This is a genomic window from Variovorax nivicola, assembly GCF_051216475.1.
Classification (GTDB): Bacteria; Pseudomonadota; Gammaproteobacteria; order Burkholderiales; family Burkholderiaceae_C; genus Variovorax.
This window is the reverse complement of record NZ_JBPJZK010000001.1, coordinates 355238-377054: the sequence shown is the minus strand read 5'-3', so window position 1 is coordinate 377054 and position 21817 is coordinate 355238. Positions and strand designations below refer to the sequence as shown.

22 protein-coding genes and 1 riboswitch are annotated in these 21817 nt (G+C 66.8%); of the genes, 9 read left to right on the top strand and 13 right to left on the bottom strand.

Annotation, left to right across the window (positions count from 1 at the left end; translation table 11 throughout):
* Nucleotides 1–47: 47 nt before the first annotated feature.
* Nucleotides 48–308: riboswitch (cobalamin riboswitch) on the bottom strand.
* Nucleotides 309–363: 55 nt separating this feature from the next.
* Nucleotides 364–2082 carry a ClcB-like voltage-gated chloride channel protein gene (locus tag ACSFBF_RS01745; protein WP_435464644.1) on the top strand — a complete coding sequence of 573 codons (1719 nt, stop codon included), beginning with the start codon at nt 364–366 and terminating at the stop codon, nt 2080–2082.
* An 18-nt stretch (nt 2083–2100) separates the two neighbouring features.
* Here ACSFBF_RS01745 and ACSFBF_RS01740 read toward each other — a convergent pair whose 3' ends face one another.
* From ACSFBF_RS01740 to ACSFBF_RS01730, 3 genes are all read right to left on the bottom strand, one after another.
* On the bottom strand, nt 2101–2622 hold the full coding sequence (locus ACSFBF_RS01740; protein ID WP_435464643.1) for a RidA family protein: 522 nt from the start codon (nt 2620–2622) through the stop codon (nt 2101–2103).
* A 69-nt stretch (nt 2623–2691) separates the two neighbouring features.
* Nucleotides 2692–3114, bottom strand: coding sequence for a c-type cytochrome (locus ACSFBF_RS01735; protein ID WP_435464642.1), 423 nt, complete (start codon nt 3112–3114; stop codon nt 2692–2694).
* A gap of 25 nt (nt 3115–3139) precedes the next feature.
* The gene (locus ACSFBF_RS01730; protein WP_435464641.1) at nt 3140–4735 is read right to left on the bottom strand and encodes a flavin monoamine oxidase family protein; all 1596 of its coding nucleotides are present in this window, start codon (nt 4733–4735) and stop codon (nt 3140–3142) included.
* Nucleotides 4736–4848: 113 nt separating this feature from the next.
* Here ACSFBF_RS01730 and ACSFBF_RS01725 point away from each other — a divergent pair, with 113 nt between their 5' ends.
* The 4 genes from ACSFBF_RS01725 to ACSFBF_RS01710 all read left to right on the top strand — a co-directional run bounded on the left by ACSFBF_RS01725 (nt 4849) and on the right by ACSFBF_RS01710 (nt 7030).
* Entirely contained in the window at nt 4849–5073 is a 225-nt protein-coding gene (locus ACSFBF_RS01725; RefSeq protein ID WP_019652365.1) for a hypothetical protein, read from the top strand.
* A complete protein-coding gene (locus tag ACSFBF_RS01720) occupies nt 5070–5402 on the top strand; it encodes a cell division protein ZapA (RefSeq protein ID WP_435458400.1) in 333 nt (110 codons plus the stop codon). Before ACSFBF_RS01725 ends, ACSFBF_RS01720 begins: the two co-directional genes overlap by 4 nt.
* Nucleotides 5403–5707: 305 nt before the next feature.
* Complete coding sequence (locus ACSFBF_RS01715; RefSeq protein WP_435465880.1) at nt 5708–6529, top strand: sulfite exporter TauE/SafE family protein; 822 nt, start codon at nt 5708–5710, stop codon at nt 6527–6529.
* 75 nt (nt 6530–6604) lie between these two features.
* A complete protein-coding gene (locus ACSFBF_RS01710; RefSeq protein ID WP_093056488.1) occupies nt 6605–7030 on the top strand; it encodes a universal stress protein in 426 nt (141 codons plus the stop codon).
* 6 nt (nt 7031–7036) lie between these two features.
* Here ACSFBF_RS01710 and ACSFBF_RS01705 read toward each other — a convergent pair whose 3' ends face one another.
* Nucleotides 7037–7999 carry an AraC-like ligand-binding domain-containing protein gene (locus ACSFBF_RS01705; RefSeq protein ID WP_435464640.1) on the bottom strand — a complete coding sequence of 321 codons (963 nt, stop codon included), beginning with the start codon at nt 7997–7999 and terminating at the stop codon, nt 7037–7039.
* Between the two features lie 187 nt (nt 8000–8186).
* On the opposite strand from ACSFBF_RS01705, the gene ACSFBF_RS01700 reads away from it, so the two are divergent.
* Nucleotides 8187–9191, top strand: a complete 1005-nt coding sequence (locus ACSFBF_RS01700; protein ID WP_435464639.1) for a carbon-nitrogen hydrolase family protein — start codon at nt 8187–8189, stop codon at nt 9189–9191.
* A 17-nt stretch (nt 9192–9208) separates the two neighbouring features.
* Nucleotides 9209–10276, top strand: coding sequence for a phenylacetaldoxime dehydratase family protein (locus ACSFBF_RS01695; protein WP_435464638.1), 1068 nt, complete (start codon nt 9209–9211; stop codon nt 10274–10276).
* On the opposite strand, the gene ACSFBF_RS01690 is transcribed toward ACSFBF_RS01695, so the two are convergent.
* The 8 genes from ACSFBF_RS01690 to ACSFBF_RS01655 form a co-directional block, all read right to left on the bottom strand.
* Nucleotides 10273–11814 carry a malonate--CoA ligase gene (locus tag ACSFBF_RS01690; RefSeq protein ID WP_435464637.1) on the bottom strand — a complete coding sequence of 514 codons (1542 nt, stop codon included), beginning with the start codon at nt 11812–11814 and terminating at the stop codon, nt 10273–10275. The genes ACSFBF_RS01695 and ACSFBF_RS01690 overlap by 4 nt on opposite strands.
* 17 nt (nt 11815–11831) lie before the next feature.
* Nucleotides 11832–12611 carry an enoyl-CoA hydratase/isomerase family protein gene (locus tag ACSFBF_RS01685; RefSeq protein ID WP_435464636.1) on the bottom strand — a complete coding sequence of 260 codons (780 nt, stop codon included), beginning with the start codon at nt 12609–12611 and terminating at the stop codon, nt 11832–11834.
* On the bottom strand, nt 12608–13594 hold the full coding sequence (locus ACSFBF_RS01680) for a Bug family tripartite tricarboxylate transporter substrate binding protein (protein ID WP_435464635.1): 987 nt from the start codon (nt 13592–13594) through the stop codon (nt 12608–12610). Before ACSFBF_RS01680 ends, ACSFBF_RS01685 begins: the two co-directional genes overlap by 4 nt.
* Nucleotides 13595–13687: 93 nt before the next feature.
* The gene (locus ACSFBF_RS01675; protein WP_435464634.1) at nt 13688–15154 is read right to left on the bottom strand and encodes a malonyl-CoA decarboxylase; all 1467 of its coding nucleotides are present in this window, start codon (nt 15152–15154) and stop codon (nt 13688–13690) included.
* A gap of 31 nt (nt 15155–15185) precedes the next feature.
* Nucleotides 15186–15854: a GntR family transcriptional regulator gene (locus tag ACSFBF_RS01670; RefSeq protein WP_435464633.1), complete on the bottom strand. Its 669-nt coding sequence runs from the start codon at nt 15852–15854 to the stop codon at nt 15186–15188.
* A gap of 134 nt (nt 15855–15988) precedes the next feature.
* Nucleotides 15989–16819 (bottom strand): prolipoprotein diacylglyceryl transferase, encoded by an 831-nt coding sequence (gene lgt, locus ACSFBF_RS01665; RefSeq protein WP_435464632.1) that lies wholly within the window; start codon nt 16817–16819, stop codon nt 15989–15991.
* Nucleotides 16820–16884: 65 nt separating this feature from the next.
* Nucleotides 16885–17154 (bottom strand): hypothetical protein, encoded by a 270-nt coding sequence (locus tag ACSFBF_RS01660; protein ID WP_435464631.1) that lies wholly within the window; start codon nt 17152–17154, stop codon nt 16885–16887.
* A gap of 44 nt (nt 17155–17198) precedes the next feature.
* Complete coding sequence (locus ACSFBF_RS01655; protein ID WP_435464630.1) at nt 17199–17972, bottom strand: SDR family oxidoreductase; 774 nt, start codon at nt 17970–17972, stop codon at nt 17199–17201.
* A gap of 127 nt (nt 17973–18099) precedes the next feature.
* Between ACSFBF_RS01655 and ACSFBF_RS01650 the strand changes: the two genes are divergently transcribed.
* The gene (locus ACSFBF_RS01650) at nt 18100–19044 is read left to right on the top strand and encodes a LysR family transcriptional regulator (RefSeq protein WP_435464629.1); all 945 of its coding nucleotides are present in this window, start codon (nt 18100–18102) and stop codon (nt 19042–19044) included.
* A 25-nt stretch (nt 19045–19069) separates the two neighbouring features.
* On the opposite strand, the gene ACSFBF_RS01645 is transcribed toward ACSFBF_RS01650, so the two are convergent.
* Nucleotides 19070–20014 carry a LysR family transcriptional regulator gene (locus tag ACSFBF_RS01645; protein ID WP_435464628.1) on the bottom strand — a complete coding sequence of 315 codons (945 nt, stop codon included), beginning with the start codon at nt 20012–20014 and terminating at the stop codon, nt 19070–19072.
* A 100-nt stretch (nt 20015–20114) separates the two neighbouring features.
* Here ACSFBF_RS01645 and ilvD point away from each other — a divergent pair, with 100 nt between their 5' ends.
* Complete coding sequence (ilvD, locus tag ACSFBF_RS01640; protein WP_435464627.1) at nt 20115–21809, top strand: dihydroxy-acid dehydratase; 1695 nt, start codon at nt 20115–20117, stop codon at nt 21807–21809.
* The last annotated feature ends 8 nt before the right edge of the window (nt 21810–21817 follow it).

The window sequence follows — 21817 nt, the reverse complement described above, 5'->3', positions numbered from 1 at the left end:
CCGCCAGCGCCTGGGCGCCATGGCCGCCCCATGCATAGATCACGCATGCGGCAGCCGCCTTGTTGGCCGGTATCCGGGCTGGCAGAACGGCCCCTCCCCGCCTTCCCAGGCGCCTGTTTCAGGGCACCCAGTGGCTTCGATGGAAAGGGGTTGGCGCCTTGCGGCGCCGTCTGCTTGACCGTTGCGGGGGCAGCGCAGGCGGCTTCGGCCTTGTTCCGTCCTGATGAGGTCGGGGGGCTTCCACTCCTGCTTCCCGTTGAACTGCGCCGTGCGAACCACGCCGCGAGCACCAACGGGCGGGATTTTAGGCCCTGCCGGACGCCGCTTAAGTCGAAAGTTGCGGCGCAGCTAACATCGACGGCCATGATGCGGCCCGCCTCGGTATTCCTCAATCTTCGTTCGGCGCTGCAGCGTGTCTTCGGTGTCTCGGGCTGGCAGTCGATGTTGCTGTGGTCCATCGTGGCCGGTTTGCTCGGCACGCTGGCCACCGAACTCTTCCGCGCGGCGCTCTACCACTTCGAGCACTTGGTGCTCGGTCCGGGCGAAGGGCTGGTGGCGATGGCGAAGCACCTGCCGTGGTGGGCGCGCATCGCCTGCCCCACGCTGGGCGGGCTGGTGGCCGGCGGCCTGCTGGTGCTGGCGAAACGCGTCGCCTTGCGCAGCGCTGCCTCCGACTACATGGAAGCCATCGTGCTCGGCAACGGGCGCATCCCGGTGGTTCAGACACTGGTGCGCAGCGCGTCGTCGCTGGTGAGCATCGGCACCGGTGGCTCCATAGGGCGCGAGGGCTCGATGGTGCAGCTGGCGGCGCTGGCGTCGTCTCTGCTGGGGCGGGTGTTCCGCTTTCCGGTCGAGCGGCTGCGGCTGCTGGTGGCCTGCGGCGCGGCGGCCGGCCTGACCGCCGCATACAACGCGCCCATTGCCGGCGCCTTCTTCGTCGCCGAGATCGTGCTGGGCTCGATCGCGATGGAAAGCGTGGGGCCGATCATCATCGCCTCGGTGGTTGCCAATGTGGCCATGCGGGCCCTGCCCGGCTACCAGCCGCCGTACAGGATGCCGGCATTCCCGGAGATACATGGCACCGAGGTCGTGCTGTTCTGCGTGCTCGGCGTGCTGCTGGGCTTTGCTGCGGTCGGCTTCCTGCGCGCGCTGCAGGGCAGCCGTGCGCTGTTCTCGCGGTTGCCGGTGGCGCTGCCGTGGCGGCTGGCATTGGGCGGGCTCGTGATGGGTGCGGTGTCGGTGCCCATGCCCGAGGTCTGGGGCAACGGCTACAGCGTGGTCAATTCAGTGCTGCACACGCCTTGGCCGTGGACGCTGATCGCGATGGTGCTGGTCGCCAAGGCGGTCGCCACGATGGCCACGGCCGGCTCTGGCGCGGTAGGCGGCGTGTTCACGCCGGCGCTGTTCTTCGGCTGCATGGTTGGTGCGCTGTTCGGCCTTGGCGTGCAGGCGCTGTGGCCGGCGGCCACCTCGGCGCCGTTCGCCTATGCCATCGTCGGCATGGGTGCGTTCCTGGCGGGCGCGACGCAGGCGCCGCTGATGGCGATCCTGATGATCTTCGAGATGACGCTGAGCTACGAAGTCATGCTGCCGCTGATGGCGGCGAGCGTCATCGCGTATTTCGTTGCGCGCTCGGCCAACGCCGGCTCGATGTACGAGATCACCCTGCACCGCAACGAACAGCGCGACACGCAGATGCGCCTGCGCGGGCTGCACATGCGCGACCTGGTGCAGCCTGCCGAAACGGTGGTGGGCCCGGAGGCAGACCGCGAGGCGATGAGCAGGCTCTTCCTGCAGCACCCGGTGAAGTACCTGTACGTGGTGGACGCGGGCAATCGCTACCTCGGCGTGGTGCCGCTTTCGTCGCTCGGCACGGCACCTGCAGAAACGACCGCGGGCGCCCTGCTCTCGCAGGCCATCCAGCCGATCACCGCCGACACCGGGCTGGGCGAGGCGCTGCAGCGTTTTCTCGATCACCTCGGCGAGCGGCTGCCGGTGATCGAGAGCACCGACAACCCGGTGCTGCTGGGCGTGGCCGCCAAGAGCGCGCTGCTCGCCACCTACGTGCGGCTGAGCGAGTAGCGCGCAGCGCTGCCCTGCTTACTTGGCGGGGCGCACCGCCATCACCTCGATCTCGACCAGGTAGGCCGGGTTGGCGAGCGCCGTCACCTGCATCGTCGAACGCACCGGCAGCCGGGGCTGCGCGGCGGTGCCGTAGAACTGGGTGTAGCCCTCCATGAAACCGGCGAAGTCCATCTTGTTGTCCTTGGCCGGATCGCCGACAAGAAACACCTGCATCTTCACCACGTCGCCCATCGTCAGGCCCAGGCCTGTGAGGCTCTTCTCGATGGCCTTGAGCACACCGACGGTCTGGCCCTTGGTGTCGCCGCCATAGGCTGCCGCGCTGTTCTTGGGCGCAGTCGCGTCCTGCAGCGGCGGCACCTGGCCCGAGAGGTAGACGTTGGTGAACGAAGACGGCACCTCCACCGCCGCCGCGATCGGGAAGGTGGAATTCGGAATGCGGTGGCGAATGATTTCATCGGCCGCGTGGGCGGCGCCGGTGCCGGCTGCGAACAGTGCGGCGACGAGCGCCAGCTTCTTCGTGATGGAGGTCATGGTCATGCGTGTTGTCTCTCTGCTGGGATGGATGGATGAAGGAAGGGTCTGCCAGGTATCGAAAGAAGAGAGCGATCAAGGCCGCAGCTTCTTGACGCTCTCCGCCGCAATGGCGTCAGGGTACTGGTTGCCGAAATGGGTGCGCGCGTAGCCGACCACGGAAGCGATCTGCTCGTCGCTCAGCATCTTGCCAAAGGCAGGCATGCCTTTCTGCCCATTGATCACCACGTAGAGCGGGTATTCCGGGCTCGCGAGCCGCGGGTTCGAGGCGAGCGCCGGATAGGCGCCCGCACCCTTTGCCCCTTGTCCTTGCGCCATGTGGCAGCCCTGGCAGGTCGCGCGGTAGATCGCCTCGCCCGAGCTTTCCTGGAATCGGGGGCCTACTGAAAAGACAGGCTCCGGCGACTGCGCGAAAGCGGCCTGGCCGGCTACCAATGCCAGCGCGCCCAGCGAAAGGCCGAGCAGCGCGCGCTTGAAGGTCGTGATGTTGTCGTTCATGGTGGGTGTGTCCTTCACTCGGCTTTCACGCGACGGCGCGGGCATGCAGCCGCTGGATGGCGTCGAGCGACGAGAGCAGTGCGCCCTCCTGCCAGGCCGGAATGTAGGAAGCGTGCTCGCCGGCCAGCGCGATGCGGCCATCGACCTGGCACAGGTTCTTGTAGTGCTTCTGGCGCGTCTCGTCGGTCCATATGCCATAGCAGCCGTGCGTGCCGGGCACGCGGTGCCAGCCCACGGAAATGCCGTTGTCGAATTCGCTTGCGTACTGCGGATGCAACTGCGTGCCGAACTCGACCGCGCGGCGCACGCGCTCCTCGGGCGCCATGGCGGTGAATTCGTAGGAGTTCGGGCCGTCGAACACGTAGGCGCCCAGCACCACCGACTTGCCCTTGGCGCCATAGCGCGTCGAGGGGTACGAGATGCGCGAGATCGGCAGGTCGGTGTAGCTGATTCCGCCGTAGATATGTTCGTCTTCTTCCCAGAAGCGGCGCTTGAACTGCAGGCCCACCTTCACCGATGCGCCATAAGGCACGGCGTTGATGGCCTCCTGCATTGCCGAGCCCACCTGGATGTCGATCTGGCTCAGCACCGACAGCGGAATGGTGCACAGGCACCAGTCGGCCTTGGCCTGCGTGACCGCACCGCCCTTTGATGCATCGGTGTAGGTGACCGTCACGCCACGGTCGTTCTGCTCGATCTTCGTGACCTTGGCGCCGTAGCGGATCAGGCTGCCGACTTCTTTCTGGAATGCCTTGGCGATCATGTCCATGCCGCCCACGGGCTGGAAGATCGCGCTCTGGAATTCGTAGTCTTGCCCGCTGGCGATGTAACGCCAAAGGTTTGATTGCAGCAGCTCGCTCATGTCCAGCGGCTTCGATGGCTTGGCCAGTGGCATGAGGCCGCCGCCCGCATCGACCTCATAGCCGCGGCGGTCGCTGCTGATGGTGCCTTCGAGATAGCGGAACTGCGTGTCGAGCGCGCCCCAGCGGCGCAGGCCTTCGAGCAGTTTCTCCTTGTCTTCTTTCGTCAGTGCCGCATCGAGGTTGCCTTGCGTCGTGGCCTTGCCGAGCAGCTCGGCGACATAGCCCTGGTAGTCGGCCTGCACGTGCCGGTAGCGCTGAGGCTTGCCACCGTAGGCCTTGCTCGAATGCACGAGCGCGTTGTAGTTGACCTGAACGAAAGGCTCCAGCGCCACGCCCAGCCGCTTGCAGTAGCCCAGCACTGCATGGTGGTGATAGGGAATGCGCCACGGCCCCGGATTGAAGTACTCGCCCTTGGCGAAGCCACACTGCTGCACGGCGCCACCCAGCTCGGTGAAGGTGTCGCCGCCGCGCAGCGTCCAGCACCGGCCGCCCGCGCGATTGCTGAACTCGAGAACCTTGACCGAGTAGCCCGCGTTGCGCAGTTCGAGCGCGGCGGCCATGCCGGCCAGGCCTGCACCAAGAATCAGCACCGACGCACCCTTCTTTGCGCCATCGAGCTTCGGTGGTCCGCTGTAGTTGGATTCGGCGGCAAAGCCCAGCGAGGTCATCGCCTGGTACATCGCGCCGCCACCGGCGGTCTTGCCGATGAGCGTAAGCAGGTCGCGCCAACTGAATAAAGTGTTGTTCTTCGTGGTCATTGGCTTGCTGTTGGAGTTTGAAAGGCAACTGGAAGGCAGCAGAATCCATGCCACGCCCCGCCCTGACACCGTCCCGGCAGGGCCGCTTCCCCGGGAAACTACAATCGCCAACCATGCCCGCTTCCAGCCCTATCGATCAGATCGCCGAGCGTGTTGAACGACTGCTTGTGCGTCACGAAGAGGTGCAACGCACCAATGCGCTGCTGCAGGAGCAGGTCGATGCGCTCACGCGCGAACGCGACGCCCTGAAGTCGCGACTCGTTGCGGCACGCACGCGCCTGGACGCCCTGCTCGAACGGTTGCCGGCTGAACCACCCTCCGAAGATTCCCCCGCATGAAGCAGATTGAAGTACAGATCATGGGCCAGAGCTATCTGCTCGGCTGTCCCGATGGCGGCGAGGCGCAGTTGCGCGAAGCCGTCGAACGCGTGGACGCGGCCATGTGCAAGATCCGCGATGCCGGAAAAGTCAAGGCCCGTGACCGCATTGCGGTGCTGGCTTCGCTGAACCTGGCGTTCGACCTCGCCGCGCAGCAGGCCGCTGTTGCCGCAGCGCCCGCGGCACCAGTTGCCACTTCGGCTGCAGACAGTGTCGAAACCGACGCGAAGGCCACGCAGCTCATCCAGAAACTCGATCAGGCCCTGGCTGGCGATGGACATTTACTCTGAATAAGGCTCGCACGAAGACGGACGGAGCGTAAAATCCGGCCTGTCTGCAGACTGTGTCGGGCTTAATATTTCCTTGTTCCAATGCTCTCCGGAGCCGGGCTTGGTACATCGCTCGACGGGCGTGATCATCTCGCGTCAGATGAACCCGAAGTCCTGCTGCCCTCGCCCACCTGAACCCTGGTTCAGGATGCGGGTCCGGCACATCACCTGCAGACACCTTTTCCTGCCACGGCCCCCTGCATCCACTGCTCGGGGCCGTTGCTTTTTCCAGCCCCTCACTTCCCTTGCGTGACTTTCCCGTGAATATCGCTGCCCTGCTCGACCCCCTCCTGATCGCCGAACTCGCCGCTCTCGGCCTCGGCACCGGTTTCCTCGCGGGCCTGCTGGGCATCGGCGGCGGCATGCTGATGGTGCCGTTCATCACGATCATCATGGGCCATCGCGGCGTGCCGGCCGACCTCGCGGTGAAGATGGCCATCGCCACCTCGATGGCAACGATCATCTTCACTTCGGTATCGAGCGTGCGCGCGCACCACCGGCGCGGCGCTGTGCGCTGGGACATCGTGCGCAGGCTAGCGCCCGGCATCGTCATCGGCAGCCTCGCGGGCAGTCTGGGCGTGTTCTCGCTGCTCAAGGGCACAGCGCTGGCCATCTTCTTTGCGCTGTTCGTGGGCTTCTCGGCCACGCAGATGTTCCTCGACAAGAAGCCCGCGCCCACGCGGCAGATGCCGGGCACGGGCGGCCAGCTTGCAGCGGGCGGCGTGATCGGCTTCATCTCGGGCCTGGTGGGTGCGGGCGGCGGTTTCATCAGCGTGCCGTTCATGACGTGGTGCAACGTGTCCATTCACAACGCGGTGGCCACCAGCGCGGCGCTGGGCTTTCCTATCGCTGTGGCGAACGTGCTCGGCTATGCGGTCAGTGGCCAGTCGGTGCAGGGTCTGCCGGCCGGCTCCTTCGGCTACATCTGGCTTCCCGCGCTGGCGGTGATCGCGCTGTGCAGCGTGTTCACCGCACCGCTGGGCGCGAAGGCGGCGCACAGCCTGCCGGTGAAGAAGCTCAAGCGCGTGTTCGCGAGCATCCTGTACCTGCTTGCGGCCTACATGCTCTGGAAGGGCCTGCACGGCTGATCCGGCTGGGCAAGGCCCTTCAGTCATGAGGTACGCCCCGTTGCGGTGCGCGGGGCCGCGCCGTATAACGGTCTCATGAAAATCCTCATCGCCGTCGATGGCAGCGCCTACACCCGCAAGGCGCTCGACTACCTGCTTGCCAATCGCGCCATGTTCGTGGACGGGCATCAGCTGGTGGTGGTGCACGTATGCACCGGCATCTCGGGCCACGTTGCGCGCCACCTGAGCAAAGAATTGGTGACGGACTACTACGCCGAGGAAAACGCCAAGGTGCTCGATCCGGTGAAAGCGCTGTTCGCCGAGAGCGGCGTGAGCAACTACACGATCGACTCGCGCCACGGCCATGTGGCCGAGGAAATCCTCAAGTCGGCCGCGGCGGCGCAAGCGGGGCTGATCGTGCTCGGCACTCATGGCCACGGCATCTTCGGCCGCGCGCTGATGGGCTCGGTCGCGACCAAGGTCGTCGCCGAGACGAACACCACGGTGATGCTGGTCCAGTAGCAGCAGCTACTGCGCTCGCTGCTGCCGCCATTCGCGCGGCGAGCAGCCGAAGCGCTCGCGGAACGCGCGGCTGAAATGCGCCGCGTCGTTGAAGCCGCGGCCATAGGCGATCTCGGCTACCGGCCGGCCCGCGAGGCGAGGCTCCAGCAGGTCGCGGCTGCACGCCTCCAGCCTGCGCTCCCAGATGTATTGCGACGGCGTCAGCGGCTCGCTCCTGAACACGCGGTGGATGTGGCTCACCGACACGCCCAGCCCGGCCGCCAACGTGCCCACCGACAGCGACGGATCGGCCAGCTGTTCGTCGATGAGCCGCTTCACGCGCGCCAGGTGATACGCCGTGAGATTGCTGAGCGACGGCGCGCTCGCCGCGGGCAGCGTCTGCAGCCCCGCCACCAGGATGTTCTGCACACCATTGGCCACTGCGAGCGCCGATGCGGGCTGCAGCGTGTCGATGTCTTCGCGCAGCGTGTGGATCATGCCCAGCAACAGGTGCCCCGCACCCGCGCGCCCCGACACCGTGGTGGCCGTCAGCGCCTCGGTGTCGCGCAGCTCGCTGCGCAGGCGTTCGCCAGGCAGCTTGAGCACGATCTGCTCGAAGGATTCGTCGAACAGCAGCTGATAGGGCCGCGTGCTGTCGTACAGCGCGAAGTCGCCGGCCGCGAGCACCGCGTCGCGGCCGTCCTGCCGCACCACGCCACGGCCGCGCGCCTGGATGCTCACGAGAAAGTAGTCGTCGCTGGAGTGCGAGATGTGCCCCGGCGTGCGCATCACCTTCTGCGGGCCCGAGGTGACGACCGACACGTCGAGGCCGGGCAGCGTGTGCTGGCGGATGCTGCCTTCGAAATCGCAGGTATCGCCTTCGCGCACCGGATCACAGCCGAGCTGCACGTAGACGTTGCAGATCATGTCGGTCCAGTAGGCAAGCCGCTGGTCCCGCGGGACGGCGTCGGTGCTGAGCAACTGGGTCATCGGGGTTCCTCGGAAAGCCTCAACAGCAAAGGCATGCAACGCTGGAACAAGAACGCCGCCAATCCGGGTCAAGGCGTTCCGGCGGCGCGAATTTACGCTTCAAGCAACCCGCATGCCACAGCGCAAACCCGGTGCGTCGTGCGTGCGGCAGACGCTTCGTTACTTTCATTGCATCTGGAGAACCACCATGCCGACCACCGTCCACCCCAAGCTCCGCGTTGCCGCCGTACAGGCCGCCCCCGTGTTCCTCGACCTCGACGGCACCATCGACAAGACCATCGACCTGATGGCGCAGGCCGCGAAACAGGGCGTGCAGCTCGTCGCCTTTCCCGAAACCTGGGTGCCCGGCTACCCGTGGTGGATATGGCTCGATTCGCCGGCCTGGGGCATGCAGTTCGTGCAGCGCTACCACGACAACTCGCTGATCGTCGGCTCGGCCGAGTTCGATCGAATCAGGGAGGCGGCGCGCAAGCTCAAGATCTGGGTGTCGCTGGGCTACAGCGAGAAGGCGGCGGGCAGCCTCTACATTGCGCAGGCGCTCATCGACGACCAGGGCAACACCGTGCAGACGCGCCGCAAGCTCAAGCCCACGCACGTCGAGCGCACGGTTTTCGGCGAAGGCGACGGCTCGGACCTTGCCGTGGTCGAGACGGCGCTGGGCAACATCGGCTCGCTCTCGTGCTGGGAGCACTTGCAGCCGTTGAGCAAGTACGCGATGTATTCGCAGAACGAGCAGATCCACTGCGGCGCATGGCCGAGCTTCTCGCTGTACCGCGGCGCGGCCTATGCGCTGGGTCCCGAGGTCAACAACGCCGCGAGCCAGGTGTATGCGGCCGAGGGCCAGTGCTTCGTGGTCGCGCCCTGCGCCACCGTGTCGAAGGCCATGAGCGAGCTGATGTGCACCGACGCGGGCAAGCAGCAGATGCTGCGCACCGGCGGCGGCTTTGCGCGCATCTACGCGCCCGACGGCTCGCCACTGGGCACGCCGCTGGCGGAAGACGAAGAAGGCCTGGTCATCGCCGACATCGACCTCGGCATGATCTCGCTCGCCAAGGCGGCTGCCGACCCCAGCGGCCACTACTCGCGGCCCGATGTCACCCAGCTACTGCTCAACAAGACGCGCCGCGAACCCGTGGTGGTGCAGCACTCGCCAGAGCCTGAAAGCAGCGTGCCCGAGCCGGTCGCGGCCTGAACCCACGGAGGCATGCCATGGAATCAGCCATTGCCGAGCACCTGAAGTGCCCTCGCACGCGGCATCGCCGCGTGGAAGACGACTACACGCCGCCCTACCCCGTGTGGTCGGCCCGCGCCGCCACGTCGGTGACGCAGGTCGTGATGGGCTACTTCGGCGTGCAATCGCGCGGCGCCGAAATGCAGGGCCGCGCCTGTGCCGCGCTGATGAAGATCGCGCGCGACTTCGCCCTGCCCGATGGCCCGGGCCACCACGACCTGACGCACTACGTCGATGCCGACGGCTTCGACAACATGATCGCAATCGCCTACTGGAGCGACGCCGCAGCCTACGCACGCTGGTGCACCACGCCCGCCATCGATGCCTGGTGGCGCTCCGACGAACGGCTCAACGAAGGCCTCGGTTACTTCCGCGAGATCGCATCGCCGCGCGTCGAGCACTTCGAGACCATGTTCAACACGCCCGACCGCTTCGAGGGCGTCGGCGTGGTCATGGGCGAGGTCAGCGGCGAACTGCAGGAGCACGGCTACTGGGGTTCGATGCGCGACCGCATCCCGCTGTCGCAGACCGATGCGATGGCGCCCTCAGGCACGCGCGCAGTAATCGCCGGTACGCCGGCTCCAGGCCAGCGCGTGCGCATCGCGGGCCACGAGAACATCGCGATGATCCGCTCCGGCCAGGAATGGACCGAGACCACCGGCCAGGAACGCACGCTCTACCTGGAAGACATGGAGCCGGTGCTGCGCGAGGGCATGGACTTCCTGCGCGACCAAGGCCTGGGCATCGGCTGCTACAGCAACCGCTACATGCATCACCTCGACGCGCAAGGTGCTCCGCTGCAGAAGTCGTTCGGCCTGAGCTACTGGCGCTCGCTGGCCGACATGGAGCGCTGGGCCGAGTCGCACCCGACGCACGTCGCGATCTTCGGCAGTTTCATGCGCTATGTGCAGGCGCTGAACTTCCAGCTGCAGCTGCGCGTGTACCACGAGGTGTCGGTGCTGAAGGCCGACGAGCAGAGCTACGAATACATCAACTGCCACGCACGCAGCGGGCTGATGAACGGGCTCGCGCCCGTTGCCACTTAGGAAGCGGTGAACAGCGCCTTGTGCTGCGAGCGCAGCAGCGCCTTCTGCACCTTGCCCATCGTGTTGCGCGGCAGTTCCGGCACAACGAAGCAGCGCTTCGGAATCTTGAAGTTCGCGAGCTTGGCCTTCAGCTCGGCCACGATGGCGTCGCCATCGAGCGCTGCGCCCGCCTTGGGAATGACGATGGCCACGCCCACCTCGCCGAAGTCGGGGTGCGGCACGCCGACCACGGCGCTCTCGGCTACGCCGGCCATCTCATTGATGTAGCCCTCGATCTCGGCCGGGTACACGTTGTAACCGCCGCTGATGATCAGGTCCTTGCTGCGCCCGACGATGACGATGTAGCCCAGGCCGTCGATCTTGCCCACGTCGCCGGTCTTGAAGAAGCCGTCGGCGGTGAACTCTTCCTTCGTCTTCTCGGGCATGCGCCAATAGCCCGCGAACACGTTGGGGCCGCTGACCTCGATGTTGCCGATTTCGTCGGTGGTGCAGTCGCGGCCGCTGTCGTCGCGCACGCGCAGTTGCACGCCCGGCAGCGCGAAGCCGACGGTGCCGCCGCGGCGTTCGCCCTGCGCAGGGCTGTAGGGGTTGGAGGTGAGCATGACCGTCTCGCTCATGCCGTAGCGCTCGAGAATCGTGTGGCCGGTGCGCTCGCGCCATTCGTCGAAGGTCTCGATCAGCAGCGGCGCCGAGCCCGCGACAAACAGGCGCATGTTGCGCACCGCCTCGCGCGTGAGGCCCGGCTCGGCCAGCAGCCGCACGTACAGGGTGGGCACGCCCATGAACACCGTGGCTTCGGGCAGCTTCTGCACGACGCGCTTCGGGTCGAACTTCGAGAACCACAGCATCTTGCTGCCGTTGAGCAGTGCGCCGTGCAGCGCGACGAACAGGCCGTGCACGTGGAAGATGGGCAGCGCGTGGATCAGCACGTCGCCTTCGGTCCAGCCCCAGTAGTCCTTGAGCACCTGGGCATTCGACAGCAAGTTGCCGTGCGTGAGCATCGCGCCCTTGCTGCGGCCGGTGGTGCCGCTGGTGTAGAGGATGGCGGCCATGTCGTCGGCCTTGCGCTGGGCCGGCGTGTGCTGGTCGCTGCACTGCGCCGCGATTTCGAGCAGCGTGCCGGTGCGGTCGTCGTCCAGCGTGAAGACGTGCTGCGTGCCCGCCGCGTTGGCGATCGGCCCCACCCACGGCGCATTGCGGCTGGTGCACACCACCACGGCCGGCTCGGCGTTGCCGATGAAGTACTCGATCTCGGCGCTCTGGTAGGCGGTGTTCAGCGGCAGGAACACATAGCCCGCGCGCAGCGTGGCGAGGTACAGCAGCATGGCCTCGACAGATTTTTCGACCTGCACCGCGATGCGCGCGCCCTTCTCCAGCTTCAGCGCATCGAGCAGGTTGGCGATCATGGCGCTGGCGCGCTCGATGTCGCGCCAGGAATAGAACAGGCCGTTGTCGGTTTCGACGGCGATGCTGTCGAGGTCGGCGGGGAAAGCCGCGCGCAGGGCGGCGAACAGGTTGGCGTTGGCGGTCTTCTTCATCTGACGGTTTCTTATCTTCAGAAATTCGGGGTGCGCTTGGCGAGAAAGGCGGCGATGCCCTCGCGGTGTTCGGCGGAGTCGGCGTAGTCGTAGGCGGTGGCCAGCAGGTCGTGGGCCGACGGGGCTCCGGCCCGCAGCGCGGCAAAGGTCTGCTTGTGCAGGCGCGCGGCCTGCGGCGCGAGCGCGGCAATGCGCGTGGCGTGCGACTGCACGGCGGCAGCCACTTCGTTGTCGGGCAGCACCTGCAGCAGGAAGCCCGCGTCGTACAGGCGCTGCGCGCCATGCACCCCCGCGGCGAGCAGCATGTCGCGTGCGAGCACGTCGCCGATGGCGCCATGCACCAGTGCGGCTTCGCGCGGCGCCATCGGGAAGCCGAGCTTTGCGATGGGCGCGCCGAACTTCGCAGATGCGCCGGACAGGCGAATGTCGCAGCAGCTCGCAATCTCGATGCCCGCGCCCATGCAGGCGCCCTCGATCTGCGCGACCAGCGGCAACGGGCAGTCGAGCATGGCCTGCAGCGCGGCCCACACTTCGTTCTCGTGGAACTCGCGCAGGCTTGGCTCTTCGAAGCGGAACGACGGGTACTCGGAGATGTCGCCGCCCGCGCAGAAGGCCCCACCCTCGCCTCGCACGACGACGCAGCGCAGGCCAGCATCGTCGTTGCGCAGGCCGTCGAACACGGCACGCAGCTCGCGCCACATGGCGCGCGTCATGGCATTGAGGCGCCCCGCGTTCGACAACGTGACGAACGCGATGGCGCCTTCCTGGCGCAACGAGATGCCGCTGCCGTCCGTCATTCGATCTTCGCGCCCGAGGCCTTCACAACCGTGGCCCAGCGCTTGATCTCGGAACTCACGAAGCTGCCGTAGGCAGAGCCCGTGAGGGTCGGGATTTCCGAGCCGTTCTGGGCCCAGATGTTCTTGATGTCGTCGGCCGCAAGCACCTTCTGCATCTCGGCGACGATCTGCGGCTGCACGTCGGCAGGCGTGCGCCGGGGCGCCCACAGCCCGTACCAGGTGGTCACGGTGTAGTCGGGCAAGCCCACCTCGGCGGCGCATGGCACGTCGGGGAACGCGGGGTTGCGCTTGGTGCCGGCCACCATCAGTGCCTTGATGCGGCCGCTCTTGATGTACTGGGCCGAGGAGCCGAGGCCATCGAACATCAGGTCGACGTTGCCGGCGATCAGGTCCGCCAGTGCCGGCCCGGCACCACGGTAAGGAATGTGCGTGATGAAGGTGCCGGTCTGGATCTTGAACAACTCGCCGGCCAGGTGATGCGAGGTGCCAGCGCCGGCCGAGCCGTAGTTCAGCTTGCCGGGGTTGGCCTTGGCAAGCGCGATAAATTCCTTGATGTTGTTGGCCGCCACACGGCGCGGATTGACCACCACCACCTGCGGCACGTTGGCCAGCAGCATCAGCGGCGCGAAGTCTTTCTCGATGTCGTAGTCGAGCCTGGGATAGACGGACGGCGCAATGGCATGGTGCACCGCACCCATGAACAGCGAGTAGCCATCGGCTGATGCCTTCGCGGCAACGCTGGCGCCGAGCGTTCCGCCGGCACCGCCGCGGTTGTCGATGATGAGCGACTGGTTCGTCAGCCGCGAGAACTGCCCCGACAGCGGCCGCGCGAACGCGTCGGTGCCGCCACCGGCCGGGAACGGCACGATCATCGTCACGGGCTTGGCCGGCCAGTGCTGCTGGGCCCGCGCCGCGCCGCAAAGAACGGCCGCACCGGCGGCAGCCACGCGCAGGACGTCGCGGCGTTGAAAGCTTGGGTTCATGTGTCTCATCTCCTGTCTGTCGTTGTGGATCTTGCCGCACGATGCGGTTGCCGGCGCGCGAGGCGCCGGCGCTGGGACTTCCTGATACGGACTTCAGCCTTTTTTGAAGTACAGGCTTTCGACGTCTCCCGATACTGCCACCTTGCCGTCCGCCAGCCAGGTGCGATGTTTGTCCAGGCGCTTGAGGTCGTAGAGGTAGTTGACCATGAGCCCGTAAGACTGCTTCTGCCCCTTGGGCGACGGATCGCCGGCCCAGTTCAGGCGCTCCACGCGGGCGCCGTTGCCCAAGTGAAAGCGCGCGACCGGGTCGGCCGGCGTGCCGTCGACCAGCGCGCGGCCAAGGTACTCGGCAGCGGCCTGCATCAGCCATTGGCGCAGCGGCGACTTCGCGTCGAAAGTGGCGGCCGCGTCCACCGCGGCAAGCAGGCGCTCGGCGGTCGGCGGCAACGAGCCGATGAGGCGGCCGAGCTCGGCCTCGCGCTTCTCATCGAGGCGCGGCAGCAGGTCGGCTGCGTTCTTCGCCAGCCAGGTGCGAAAGCCCGGAATCGGCGAGAGCGTGGCGAAGGTCTTCAGGCGCGGCAGCTCGTCCTGCAAGGTCTCGACCACGCGCTTGATGAGCGAATCGCCAAAGCTCACACCGCGCAGGCCGTTCTGCGTGTTGCTGATCGAATAGAAGATCGCGGTGGTGGCCCTTGCCGGCAGCACGGGCACGGCAGCCTCGTCGAGCAGCGGCGTGATGCCGTCGCTGATGCGGTCGACCAGCGCCACTTCGACAAAGATGAGCGGCTCGTTGGGCAGGCGCGGATGGAAGAAGCCGTAGCAGCGGCGGTCGCTGTCGTCGAGCCGATTCTTCACGTCGGACCAGCTCTTGATGTCGTGCACCGCCTCGTAGCGGATGAGCTTCTCGATCAGCGAAGCAGGCGAATCCCAGTCGATGCGGCGCAGTTCGAGGAAGGCCACGTCGAACCAGGTGGAGAAGAGTTGCTCCAGCTCGGCGTCGAGCGCGAGCAGGCGCTTGTCGGCCTTCAGGCACGGAAGCAGGTCGGCGCGCAGGTCGACCAGGAAGCGCATGCCTTCGGGCTCGACCGCAAAGCGCTGCAGCAGGCGCATGCGCGGCGACACCAGTGCGCGGCGCAGGCGCAGCTCGGCCTGGCCTTCGTCGGGCGTACCGACGGCTGACTGGTGCTGGTCGCGGGCGGATTTGAGCTTTTGCGCATCGGCGGCGAAATGCTCGCTCATGAGCGCCCAGTAGTCGCGGCGCTCCTCGGCCGTGGCGGCGCGGTAGGCATCCGCGATGGCGTGGGCTCGGCGACCGCCCTCGACCTCGCTCACGCGCGGGTCGATCACGGCCTGCAGGTCGGCCAGCACGCGGCGCAGCGCACGCGGCGACAAGGCTTCGTCGGCCTTGCGCAGCGTGACCTGCAGGCGCTCGGCGGTCGAGCGTGCGCTGGGCTTGGGCGCATTTTTCGGCGCGCTCTTGGCAGCGGCCTCGGGCGCCACGGGCACCTTGGACTTTTCGCCAGAACGCAGCCGCGCCTGGAACCATTCGGTCGCACTCATCGGGGGACTCCAATGCTTGAGGAGGTGATCGTCACGGCATCACCCTTGATTTCTGATGGCTCATGACTTCTCGCAGCGCCTCGCGCTGGCGCGTCATGTGCGTGCGCATGGCGGCGTCGGCGCCTTCGCTGTCGCGCGCCTTGAGCGCGGCGAACACGGCCAGGTGCTCCGACAGGCTCTGGTCGAGCCGACCCGGCGCATGCAGCTGCTGCAGCCGCGCGAGCTTGAGGATCTTGCGCAGGTCGCCGATCACCTGCGCCAGCCACTTGTTGTCGGCGAGCTTGATGATCGCCTCGTGAATGATGTGATTGGTGGCGTAGTAGTCGTTGATGCGGCGCGCCTTGGCATGGCGCACCAGCCGTTCGTGCAACGCATCGAGCTCGTGCAACTCGGCGTCGCTGGCATTGCGGGCAGCCTCGTAGGCACAGCGGCCTTCGAGCAGCGCGATGACGGGAAAGATCTCGTCGAGGTCGCGCTCGGTCACCTCGTTGACGAAGCAGCCACGCCGCGGTTCGTGGCGCAGCAGGCCTTCGGCGGTGAGCACCTTGAGCGCTTCGCGCAGCGGCGTGCGGGAGATGGAAAGCCGCTCGCACAGGGCCACCTCGTCCAGGAAGCTGCCGGGGGTCAGCGTGCCGTCGAAGATCTGCTCGCGCAGCGTGGCGGCGACTTCATCGTGCAGGGAGTTGGGGACCAGGCGCATACGGATTGGGGCGGCAATTGCGGCGTAATTTCCTGTAATTACGCGTAATTCTGAGCCCGCATCCGATCCAGCGCAAGTGCCGCGCACACCGTGCGCGGCTGGTATTTACCCTGCGAACTTCCGATTGAAGAGGCTCAAGCGCGCGCGGTAGCGGTCTTGCCACCAGCGCGACCGAACCAGAACCACAGCGCGATGCCGGCGATCACCATCGGCACGCTGAGCCACTGCCCCTGGCTCAGGTTAAGCGCGCGCAGGCCGAGGAAATCGTCGGGCTCGCGGAAGTATTCGGCCACGAAGCGCAGCACGCCGTAGCCGATCAGGAACACCGAAGCCACCTGCCCCTGCTTGCGCTCCTTGCGCGCATAGAGCCACATCACAACGAAGAGCAGCAGCCCTTCGAGCAGGAACTGGTAGACCTGCGAGGGATGGCGCGGCAGCATCGATCCGCTCTGCGGAAACACCATGCCCCAAGGCAAGTCGGGGCTGCTGAAACGGCCCCACAGCTCGCCGTTGATGAAGTTGCCCACGCGGCCGGCTGCAAGACCTGTCGGCACGCAGGGTGCGACGAAGTCCATCACCTGCCAGAACGGCCGTGCGCGCGAACGCGAGAACCAGACCATCGCGCCGATCACGCCGAGCAGCCCGCCATGGAAACTCATGCCGCCCTGCCACACGTAGAGAATTTCGAGCGGATGCGTGAGATAGAACTCGGGCTTGTAGAACAGGCAGTAGCCCAGCCGCCCTCCGACGATGACGCCCATCACGCCGAGGAAAAGAATGTCCTCGATGTCCCTGCGCTGCCATGCACCCGCGCCCACCAGCGAGCGGTACGGCTCATGCCGCAGCCGGCGCGTGCCGAGAAAATAGAACAGCGCGAATGCGGCCAGGTAGGTCAGGCCGTACCAGTGAATGGCCACCGGCCCGAGTTGCAGGGCGATGGGGTTGATCTGCGGATACATGAGCATCCGCGGATTGTGCCCCGGCCGAATGTCTGGGCCGGGACGGGGATATTCAGGCCGCTACCAAAGAACTAGCGCCCGAACTTCCACCACAGCAGCCCCGCCACCACGGCCGGCACCGCGAAGATCAGCAGGAAGATCGGCAGCTCCTCGGCCACCGAGTACCCCGCCTTGATCACGCCCACGGCCATGTTGATGCCAGCGCCGATGAACCACGCCGGAATGAACCACTTTGCCGCCGCGGCCAGCGCCGCCGAAGAGCCCTCGCCCATGAAGCGCGCGGCCAGCAGGAACACCACCAGCAGCACGAAGCCGCCGCCCATCACCATGATCGTGTGCATGTCGTTTGTCCTCCAGGCGGCATCTTGCCGGATCAGTGGGTGAATCAGCGCGTGGTGTAGCCGCCGTTGGCAAAAATCGTCTGCCCAGTGATCCACCAGCCTTCGGTGACGAGGAAGCGCACGATGGGCGCGATGTCCTCGATGTCGGTGAGGCCCTTCTTCGAGAACTTACTGAGTGCGGCGGCGCTGCTGTGGTACTCGACGGCCTCCTTGCTCTCCTGCCCGTAGAAGAACGGCGTGTCCATGGGGCCGGGGCCGATCGCGTTGACCGAGATGCCGCGCTCGCCGAACTCCTTCGACGCGGCGCGCGTGTAGTGCTCCACCGCCGCCTTCGAGCCCGGATAGATCGCATAGAACGGCGTGTAGGCGGCCAGCAGCGAACTCACCAGCGTGACGATGCTGCCGCCGTCAGCCAGCGTGCGGCCGGCCTGCTGGATAAAGAAGAAGGCGGCCTTGGCGTTGGCGTCGAAGCTCTTGTCATAGTCGGCCTCGGTGACGTCGAGGATCGGCTTCTTGATGACGACGCCAGCGGTATTGATGGCGATATCGACCTGCCCGAAATGCTTCACGGCCTGGTCGAACAGCTTCACGCTGTTGTCGACCACCGAGAGATCGCCCTGCACCAGCAGCGTGTCGGCGCCCTTGGCTTTGAGCGCGGCGGCGGTCTTCTCGGCATCGGCGCGCGAGGCGTCGCTGTTGTAGTGAATAGCGACGCCTCGCGCGCCGCCGTCGACCATCTGGTGGCCGATGAGGGCTCCGAGGTTCTTGCCACCGCCGGCGATGACGACGACCTTGTTCTTGAGAGTGCGTGCGGACATGAATGGACTCCTTTGTAGAGGGTGGATGCGTGACGGGAGCATTCAGTCTATTGATCGGCACTGAGCAGATAAATAACCCAGTCGAGGCTAGACTGTTCATTAATTCACGAACAATCTCGGCAATTCCATGGACCGCATCGACCTCCTCCAGGTTTTCGTGCGCGTAGCCGAAGCCGGCAGCTTCACGCGCGCAGCCGACCGCCTGGGCCTGCCGCGCGCAACCATCTCGACGGCCGTGCAGCAACTCGAAACCCGCCTCGGCTCGCGCCTGCTGCACCGGACCACGCGCCGCGTGGGCCTCACGCCCGACGGCGAAGTGATGCTGGAGCGCGCCCGCGCGCTGGTCGCCGACATGGAAGACATGGAGCAGCAGTTCCTGCCCGCGCATGGCCAGGTGAGCGGACGGCTCAAGGTCGACGTGCCGAGCCGCATCGCGCGGCGGCTGATCGCGCCGGCGTTGCCGGGCTTCTTCGAGCGCCACCCGGCCATCGAGCTCGAACTGGGCTCCAGCGACCGCGCGGTGGACCTCGTGCTCGAAGGCGTCGACTGCGCGCTGCGCGTGGGGCCGCTGACCAGCAGCAGCCTGGTGGCGCGGCCGCTCGGGCATTTCACGCTGATCAACTGCGCGAGCCCGGCCTACCTGGCGCGACACGGCACGCCGCGCACGCCCGCCGATCTGCCGCAGCATATGGCCGTCAACTACGCCTCGCCGACCAGCGGGCGCGCGGCACCGTGGGAATGGCGGCGCGACGGGGAAACCACGAGCTTGCGCATGCGCAGCCAGGTGGCGGCAAACAACGCCGAGACCTATATCGCCTGCGCGCTGGCCGGGCTGGGCCTGATCCAGATCCCGGCGTACGACGTGCGCGAGCACCTCGCGGCCGGCGAGCTGGTCGAGGTGCTGCACGAAGCGCGCGCCGAGCCACTGCCGGTGCAGTTGGTGTACCCGCACCGGCGCAACCTGTCGCGGCGCATGCAGGCCTTCGCAGGATGGCTCGAAACCCTGCTTGCCGATTCGCTCGATCCGCCTGCGATGCCCAGGACGGGTACCGCGCGGACATCGCGCAGATAGCGGCAGAGGCAGGCGCCCCTGCCCGCTATTTCGCCTGGGCCTGCGCCGTGCGCTCGCGCACGAATGCCACGAAGCGCGCCAGCGCCGGATGCGCGGCCTGTGCGGGCCACACGAGGCTTGTCTCGCATGCCGGCAACGCCACGCGACGCCGCCCCACGCCTTTGAACTCGTCCACCTGCCGGTAGACGACGCCTGCGCGCCGGAACTGCATCACGCTGTGCGGCACCCAGGCCACGCCGATGCCGCCCGACACCAGATTGACGATGGTCTGCATCTGGATGGCCTCCTGCGCCACCTGCGGCGCGCGGCCGGCCGCGTGGTAGAGGTCGAAGACCGCGTCGTGCAGCGAGGGCACGATACGGCGCGGAAAAATCACCAGCGGCTCGGCCAGCACCTCCGCCAGCGGTACGGGCCGTGCGCGGGCGAGCCGGTGCTGCGCCGGCAGGGCCAGCACCAGCGCCTCTTCCTCCACCGGCAAGCGCGCAAGCCCCGGCGGCGCCGCACCGGGCGAATGCAGCATCAGCCCCGCGTCGATCTCACCGCGTGCGAAGGCTTCGAGCTGCACGTCGCCGGTGGCTTCGACCAGCTCCAGCGCCACCTCGGGGCACAGCACGCGAAACTCGCGCACCCAGGCCGGCAGTTGCTCGAAGCCGACGGTCGAGACGAAGGCAATGCGCACCCGGCCCACCTGCCCCGCCGCCGCCGCCCGAGCCCGTGCCGGCAGCGCCTGCGCGCGGGCCAGCAGTTCGCGCACATCGGGCAGCAGGGCCTCGCCGGCCGGTGTGAGCGCCACCCGCCGCCGGGTGCGGTCGAACAGCACCACGCCCAGCGTCTTCTCGAGCTGGGCAATGGCTTGCGTGACCGGTGGCTGCGTCATGTGCAGCCGCAGCGCGGCGCGGCCGAAGTGCAGTTCTTCGGCCACGGCGACGAACTGGCGCCAGGCCCGCAGGTCGATCAGGGCTTCATTCATATGCCGAGCATATCAATCCACGCGTGAAAATGGATTGGAAGCAATCAATCAGAAGTCCGATACTTGGGCTCCCCGATCTCCCCACGATAGAAGAGACACCATGGACACCAAGCCAATCCAGATCAACCGCCGCAGCGCCAACATCGTCGAAGGCAAGAGCCGCGCCCCCAACCGCTCGATGTTCTACGCCATGGGCTACGAAGAAGGCGACTTCAAGAAGCCGATGGTCGGCGTCGCCAATGGCCACAGCACCATCACGCCCTGCAACTCGGGCCTGCAGAAGCTGGCCGACGCGGCCATCGCGGGCATCGAGGAAGCCGGTGGCAACGCGCAGGTGTTCGGCACGCCCACCATCTCCGACGGCATGGCCATGGGCACCGAGGGCATGAAGTACTCGCTGGTCAGCCGCGAGGTCATTTCCGACTGCATCGAGACCTGCGTGGGCGGCCAGTGGATGGACGGCGTGCTGGTGGTCGGCGGCTGCGACAAGAACATGCCCGGCGGCCTGATGGGCATGCTGCGCGCCAACGTGCCGGCCATCTATGTCTACGGCGGCACCATCCTGCCGGGCCGCTACAAGGGCCAGGACCTGAACATCGTGAGCGTGTTCGAGGCCGTGGGCCAGAACGCCGCCGGCAACATGAGCGACGAAGACCTGCACGAGATCGAAAGACGCGCCATTCCCGGCACCGGCTCGTGCGGCGGCATGTACACGGCCAACACCATGTCGAGCGCATTCGAGGCGCTGGGCATCTCGCTGCCCTACTCGTCGACCATGGCCAACCCGCACGACGAAAAGGCCAACTCGGCCAAGGAATCGGCCAAGGTGCTGATCGAGGCGATCAAGAAAGACCTGAAGCCGCGCGACATCGTGACCAAGAAGGCCATCGAGAACGCGGTGGCGGTCATCATGGCCACGGGCGGCTCGACCAACGCGGTGCTGCACTTCCTGGCCATTGCGCACGCGGCCGAGGTCGAATGGACCATCGACGACTTCGAGCGCATGCGCAAGAAGGTGCCCGTCATCTGCGACCTGAAGCCCTCGGGCAAGTACCTCGCAGTCGACCTGCACCAGGCCGGCGGCATTCCCCAAGTGATGAAGGTGCTGCTGAAGGCCGGCCTGCTGCACGGCGACTGCATCACCATCAGCGGCCAGACCATCGCCGAAGTGCTGAAGGACGTGCCTGACGTGCCGCGCGCCGACCAGGACGTGATCCGCCCCATCGACAAGCCCATGTACGCGGAGGGCCACCTCGCCATCCTGAAGGGCAACCTGTCGCCCGAAGGCGCGGTCGCCAAGATCACCGGCCTGAAGAACCCGGTCATCACCGGCCCGGCGCGTGTGTTCGACGACGAGCAATCGGCGCTCAAGGCGATTCTCGACGGCAAGATCAAGGCCGGCGACGTGATGGTGCTGCGCTACCTCGGCCCCAAGGGTGGTCCGGGCATGCCCGAGATGCTGGCGCCGACCGGTGCGCTGATCGGCGCGGGCCTCGGCGAAAGCGTGGGCCTGATCACCGACGGCCGCTTCTCGGGCGGCACCTGGGGCATGGTGGTGGGCCACGTGGCGCCCGAAGCGGCTGCCGGCGGCACCATCGCCTTCGTGAACGAGGGCGACTCGATCACCATCGACGCGCACGAACTCAGGCTCGAACTGAACGTGCCCGAAGCCGAGATCGCCAAGCGCCGCGAAGGCTGGAAGGCGCCGGCACCGCGCTACACGCGCGGCGTGCAGGCGAAGTTCGCGTTCAACGCCTCGAGCGCGAGCTCGGGCGCGGTGCTCGACAAGTTCTGAAAACCGTC

What these genes read in the sequence shown, in the direction of transcription:
- ACSFBF_RS01745 (WP_435464644.1), top strand. Translation starts at nt 364, where the DNA reads ATGATGCGGCCCGCCTCGGTATTCCTCAATCTTCGTTCGGCGCTGCAG.
- ACSFBF_RS01740 (WP_435464643.1), bottom strand. Translation starts at nt 2,622, where the DNA reads ATGACCATGACCTCCATCACGAAGAAGCTGGCGCTCGTCGCCGCACTG.
- ACSFBF_RS01735 (WP_435464642.1), bottom strand. Translation starts at nt 3,114, where the DNA reads ATGAACGACAACATCACGACCTTCAAGCGCGCGCTGCTCGGCCTTTCG.
- ACSFBF_RS01730 (WP_435464641.1), bottom strand. Translation starts at nt 4,735, where the DNA reads ATGACCACGAAGAACAACACTTTATTCAGTTGGCGCGACCTGCTTACG.
- ACSFBF_RS01725 (WP_019652365.1), top strand. Translation starts at nt 4,849, where the DNA reads ATGCCCGCTTCCAGCCCTATCGATCAGATCGCCGAGCGTGTTGAACGA.
- ACSFBF_RS01720 (WP_435458400.1), top strand. Translation starts at nt 5,070, where the DNA reads ATGAAGCAGATTGAAGTACAGATCATGGGCCAGAGCTATCTGCTCGGC.
- ACSFBF_RS01710 (WP_093056488.1), top strand. Translation starts at nt 6,605, where the DNA reads ATGAAAATCCTCATCGCCGTCGATGGCAGCGCCTACACCCGCAAGGCG.
- ACSFBF_RS01705 (WP_435464640.1), bottom strand. Translation starts at nt 7,999, where the DNA reads ATGACCCAGTTGCTCAGCACCGACGCCGTCCCGCGGGACCAGCGGCTT.
- ACSFBF_RS01700 (WP_435464639.1), top strand. Translation starts at nt 8,187, where the DNA reads ATGCCGACCACCGTCCACCCCAAGCTCCGCGTTGCCGCCGTACAGGCC.
- ACSFBF_RS01695 (WP_435464638.1), top strand. Translation starts at nt 9,209, where the DNA reads ATGGAATCAGCCATTGCCGAGCACCTGAAGTGCCCTCGCACGCGGCAT.
- ACSFBF_RS01690 (WP_435464637.1), bottom strand. Translation starts at nt 11,814, where the DNA reads ATGAAGAAGACCGCCAACGCCAACCTGTTCGCCGCCCTGCGCGCGGCT.
- ACSFBF_RS01685 (WP_435464636.1), bottom strand. Translation starts at nt 12,611, where the DNA reads ATGACGGACGGCAGCGGCATCTCGTTGCGCCAGGAAGGCGCCATCGCG.
- ACSFBF_RS01680 (WP_435464635.1), bottom strand. Translation starts at nt 13,594, where the DNA reads ATGAACCCAAGCTTTCAACGCCGCGACGTCCTGCGCGTGGCTGCCGCC.
- ACSFBF_RS01675 (WP_435464634.1), bottom strand. Translation starts at nt 15,154, where the DNA reads ATGAGTGCGACCGAATGGTTCCAGGCGCGGCTGCGTTCTGGCGAAAAG.
- ACSFBF_RS01670 (WP_435464633.1), bottom strand. Translation starts at nt 15,854, where the DNA reads ATGCGCCTGGTCCCCAACTCCCTGCACGATGAAGTCGCCGCCACGCTG.
- lgt (WP_435464632.1), bottom strand. Translation starts at nt 16,819, where the DNA reads ATGCTCATGTATCCGCAGATCAACCCCATCGCCCTGCAACTCGGGCCG.
- ACSFBF_RS01660 (WP_435464631.1), bottom strand. Translation starts at nt 17,154, where the DNA reads ATGCACACGATCATGGTGATGGGCGGCGGCTTCGTGCTGCTGGTGGTG.
- ACSFBF_RS01655 (WP_435464630.1), bottom strand. Translation starts at nt 17,972, where the DNA reads ATGTCCGCACGCACTCTCAAGAACAAGGTCGTCGTCATCGCCGGCGGT.
- ACSFBF_RS01650 (WP_435464629.1), top strand. Translation starts at nt 18,100, where the DNA reads ATGGACCGCATCGACCTCCTCCAGGTTTTCGTGCGCGTAGCCGAAGCC.
- ACSFBF_RS01645 (WP_435464628.1), bottom strand. Translation starts at nt 20,014, where the DNA reads ATGAATGAAGCCCTGATCGACCTGCGGGCCTGGCGCCAGTTCGTCGCC.
- ilvD (WP_435464627.1), top strand. Translation starts at nt 20,115, where the DNA reads ATGGACACCAAGCCAATCCAGATCAACCGCCGCAGCGCCAACATCGTC.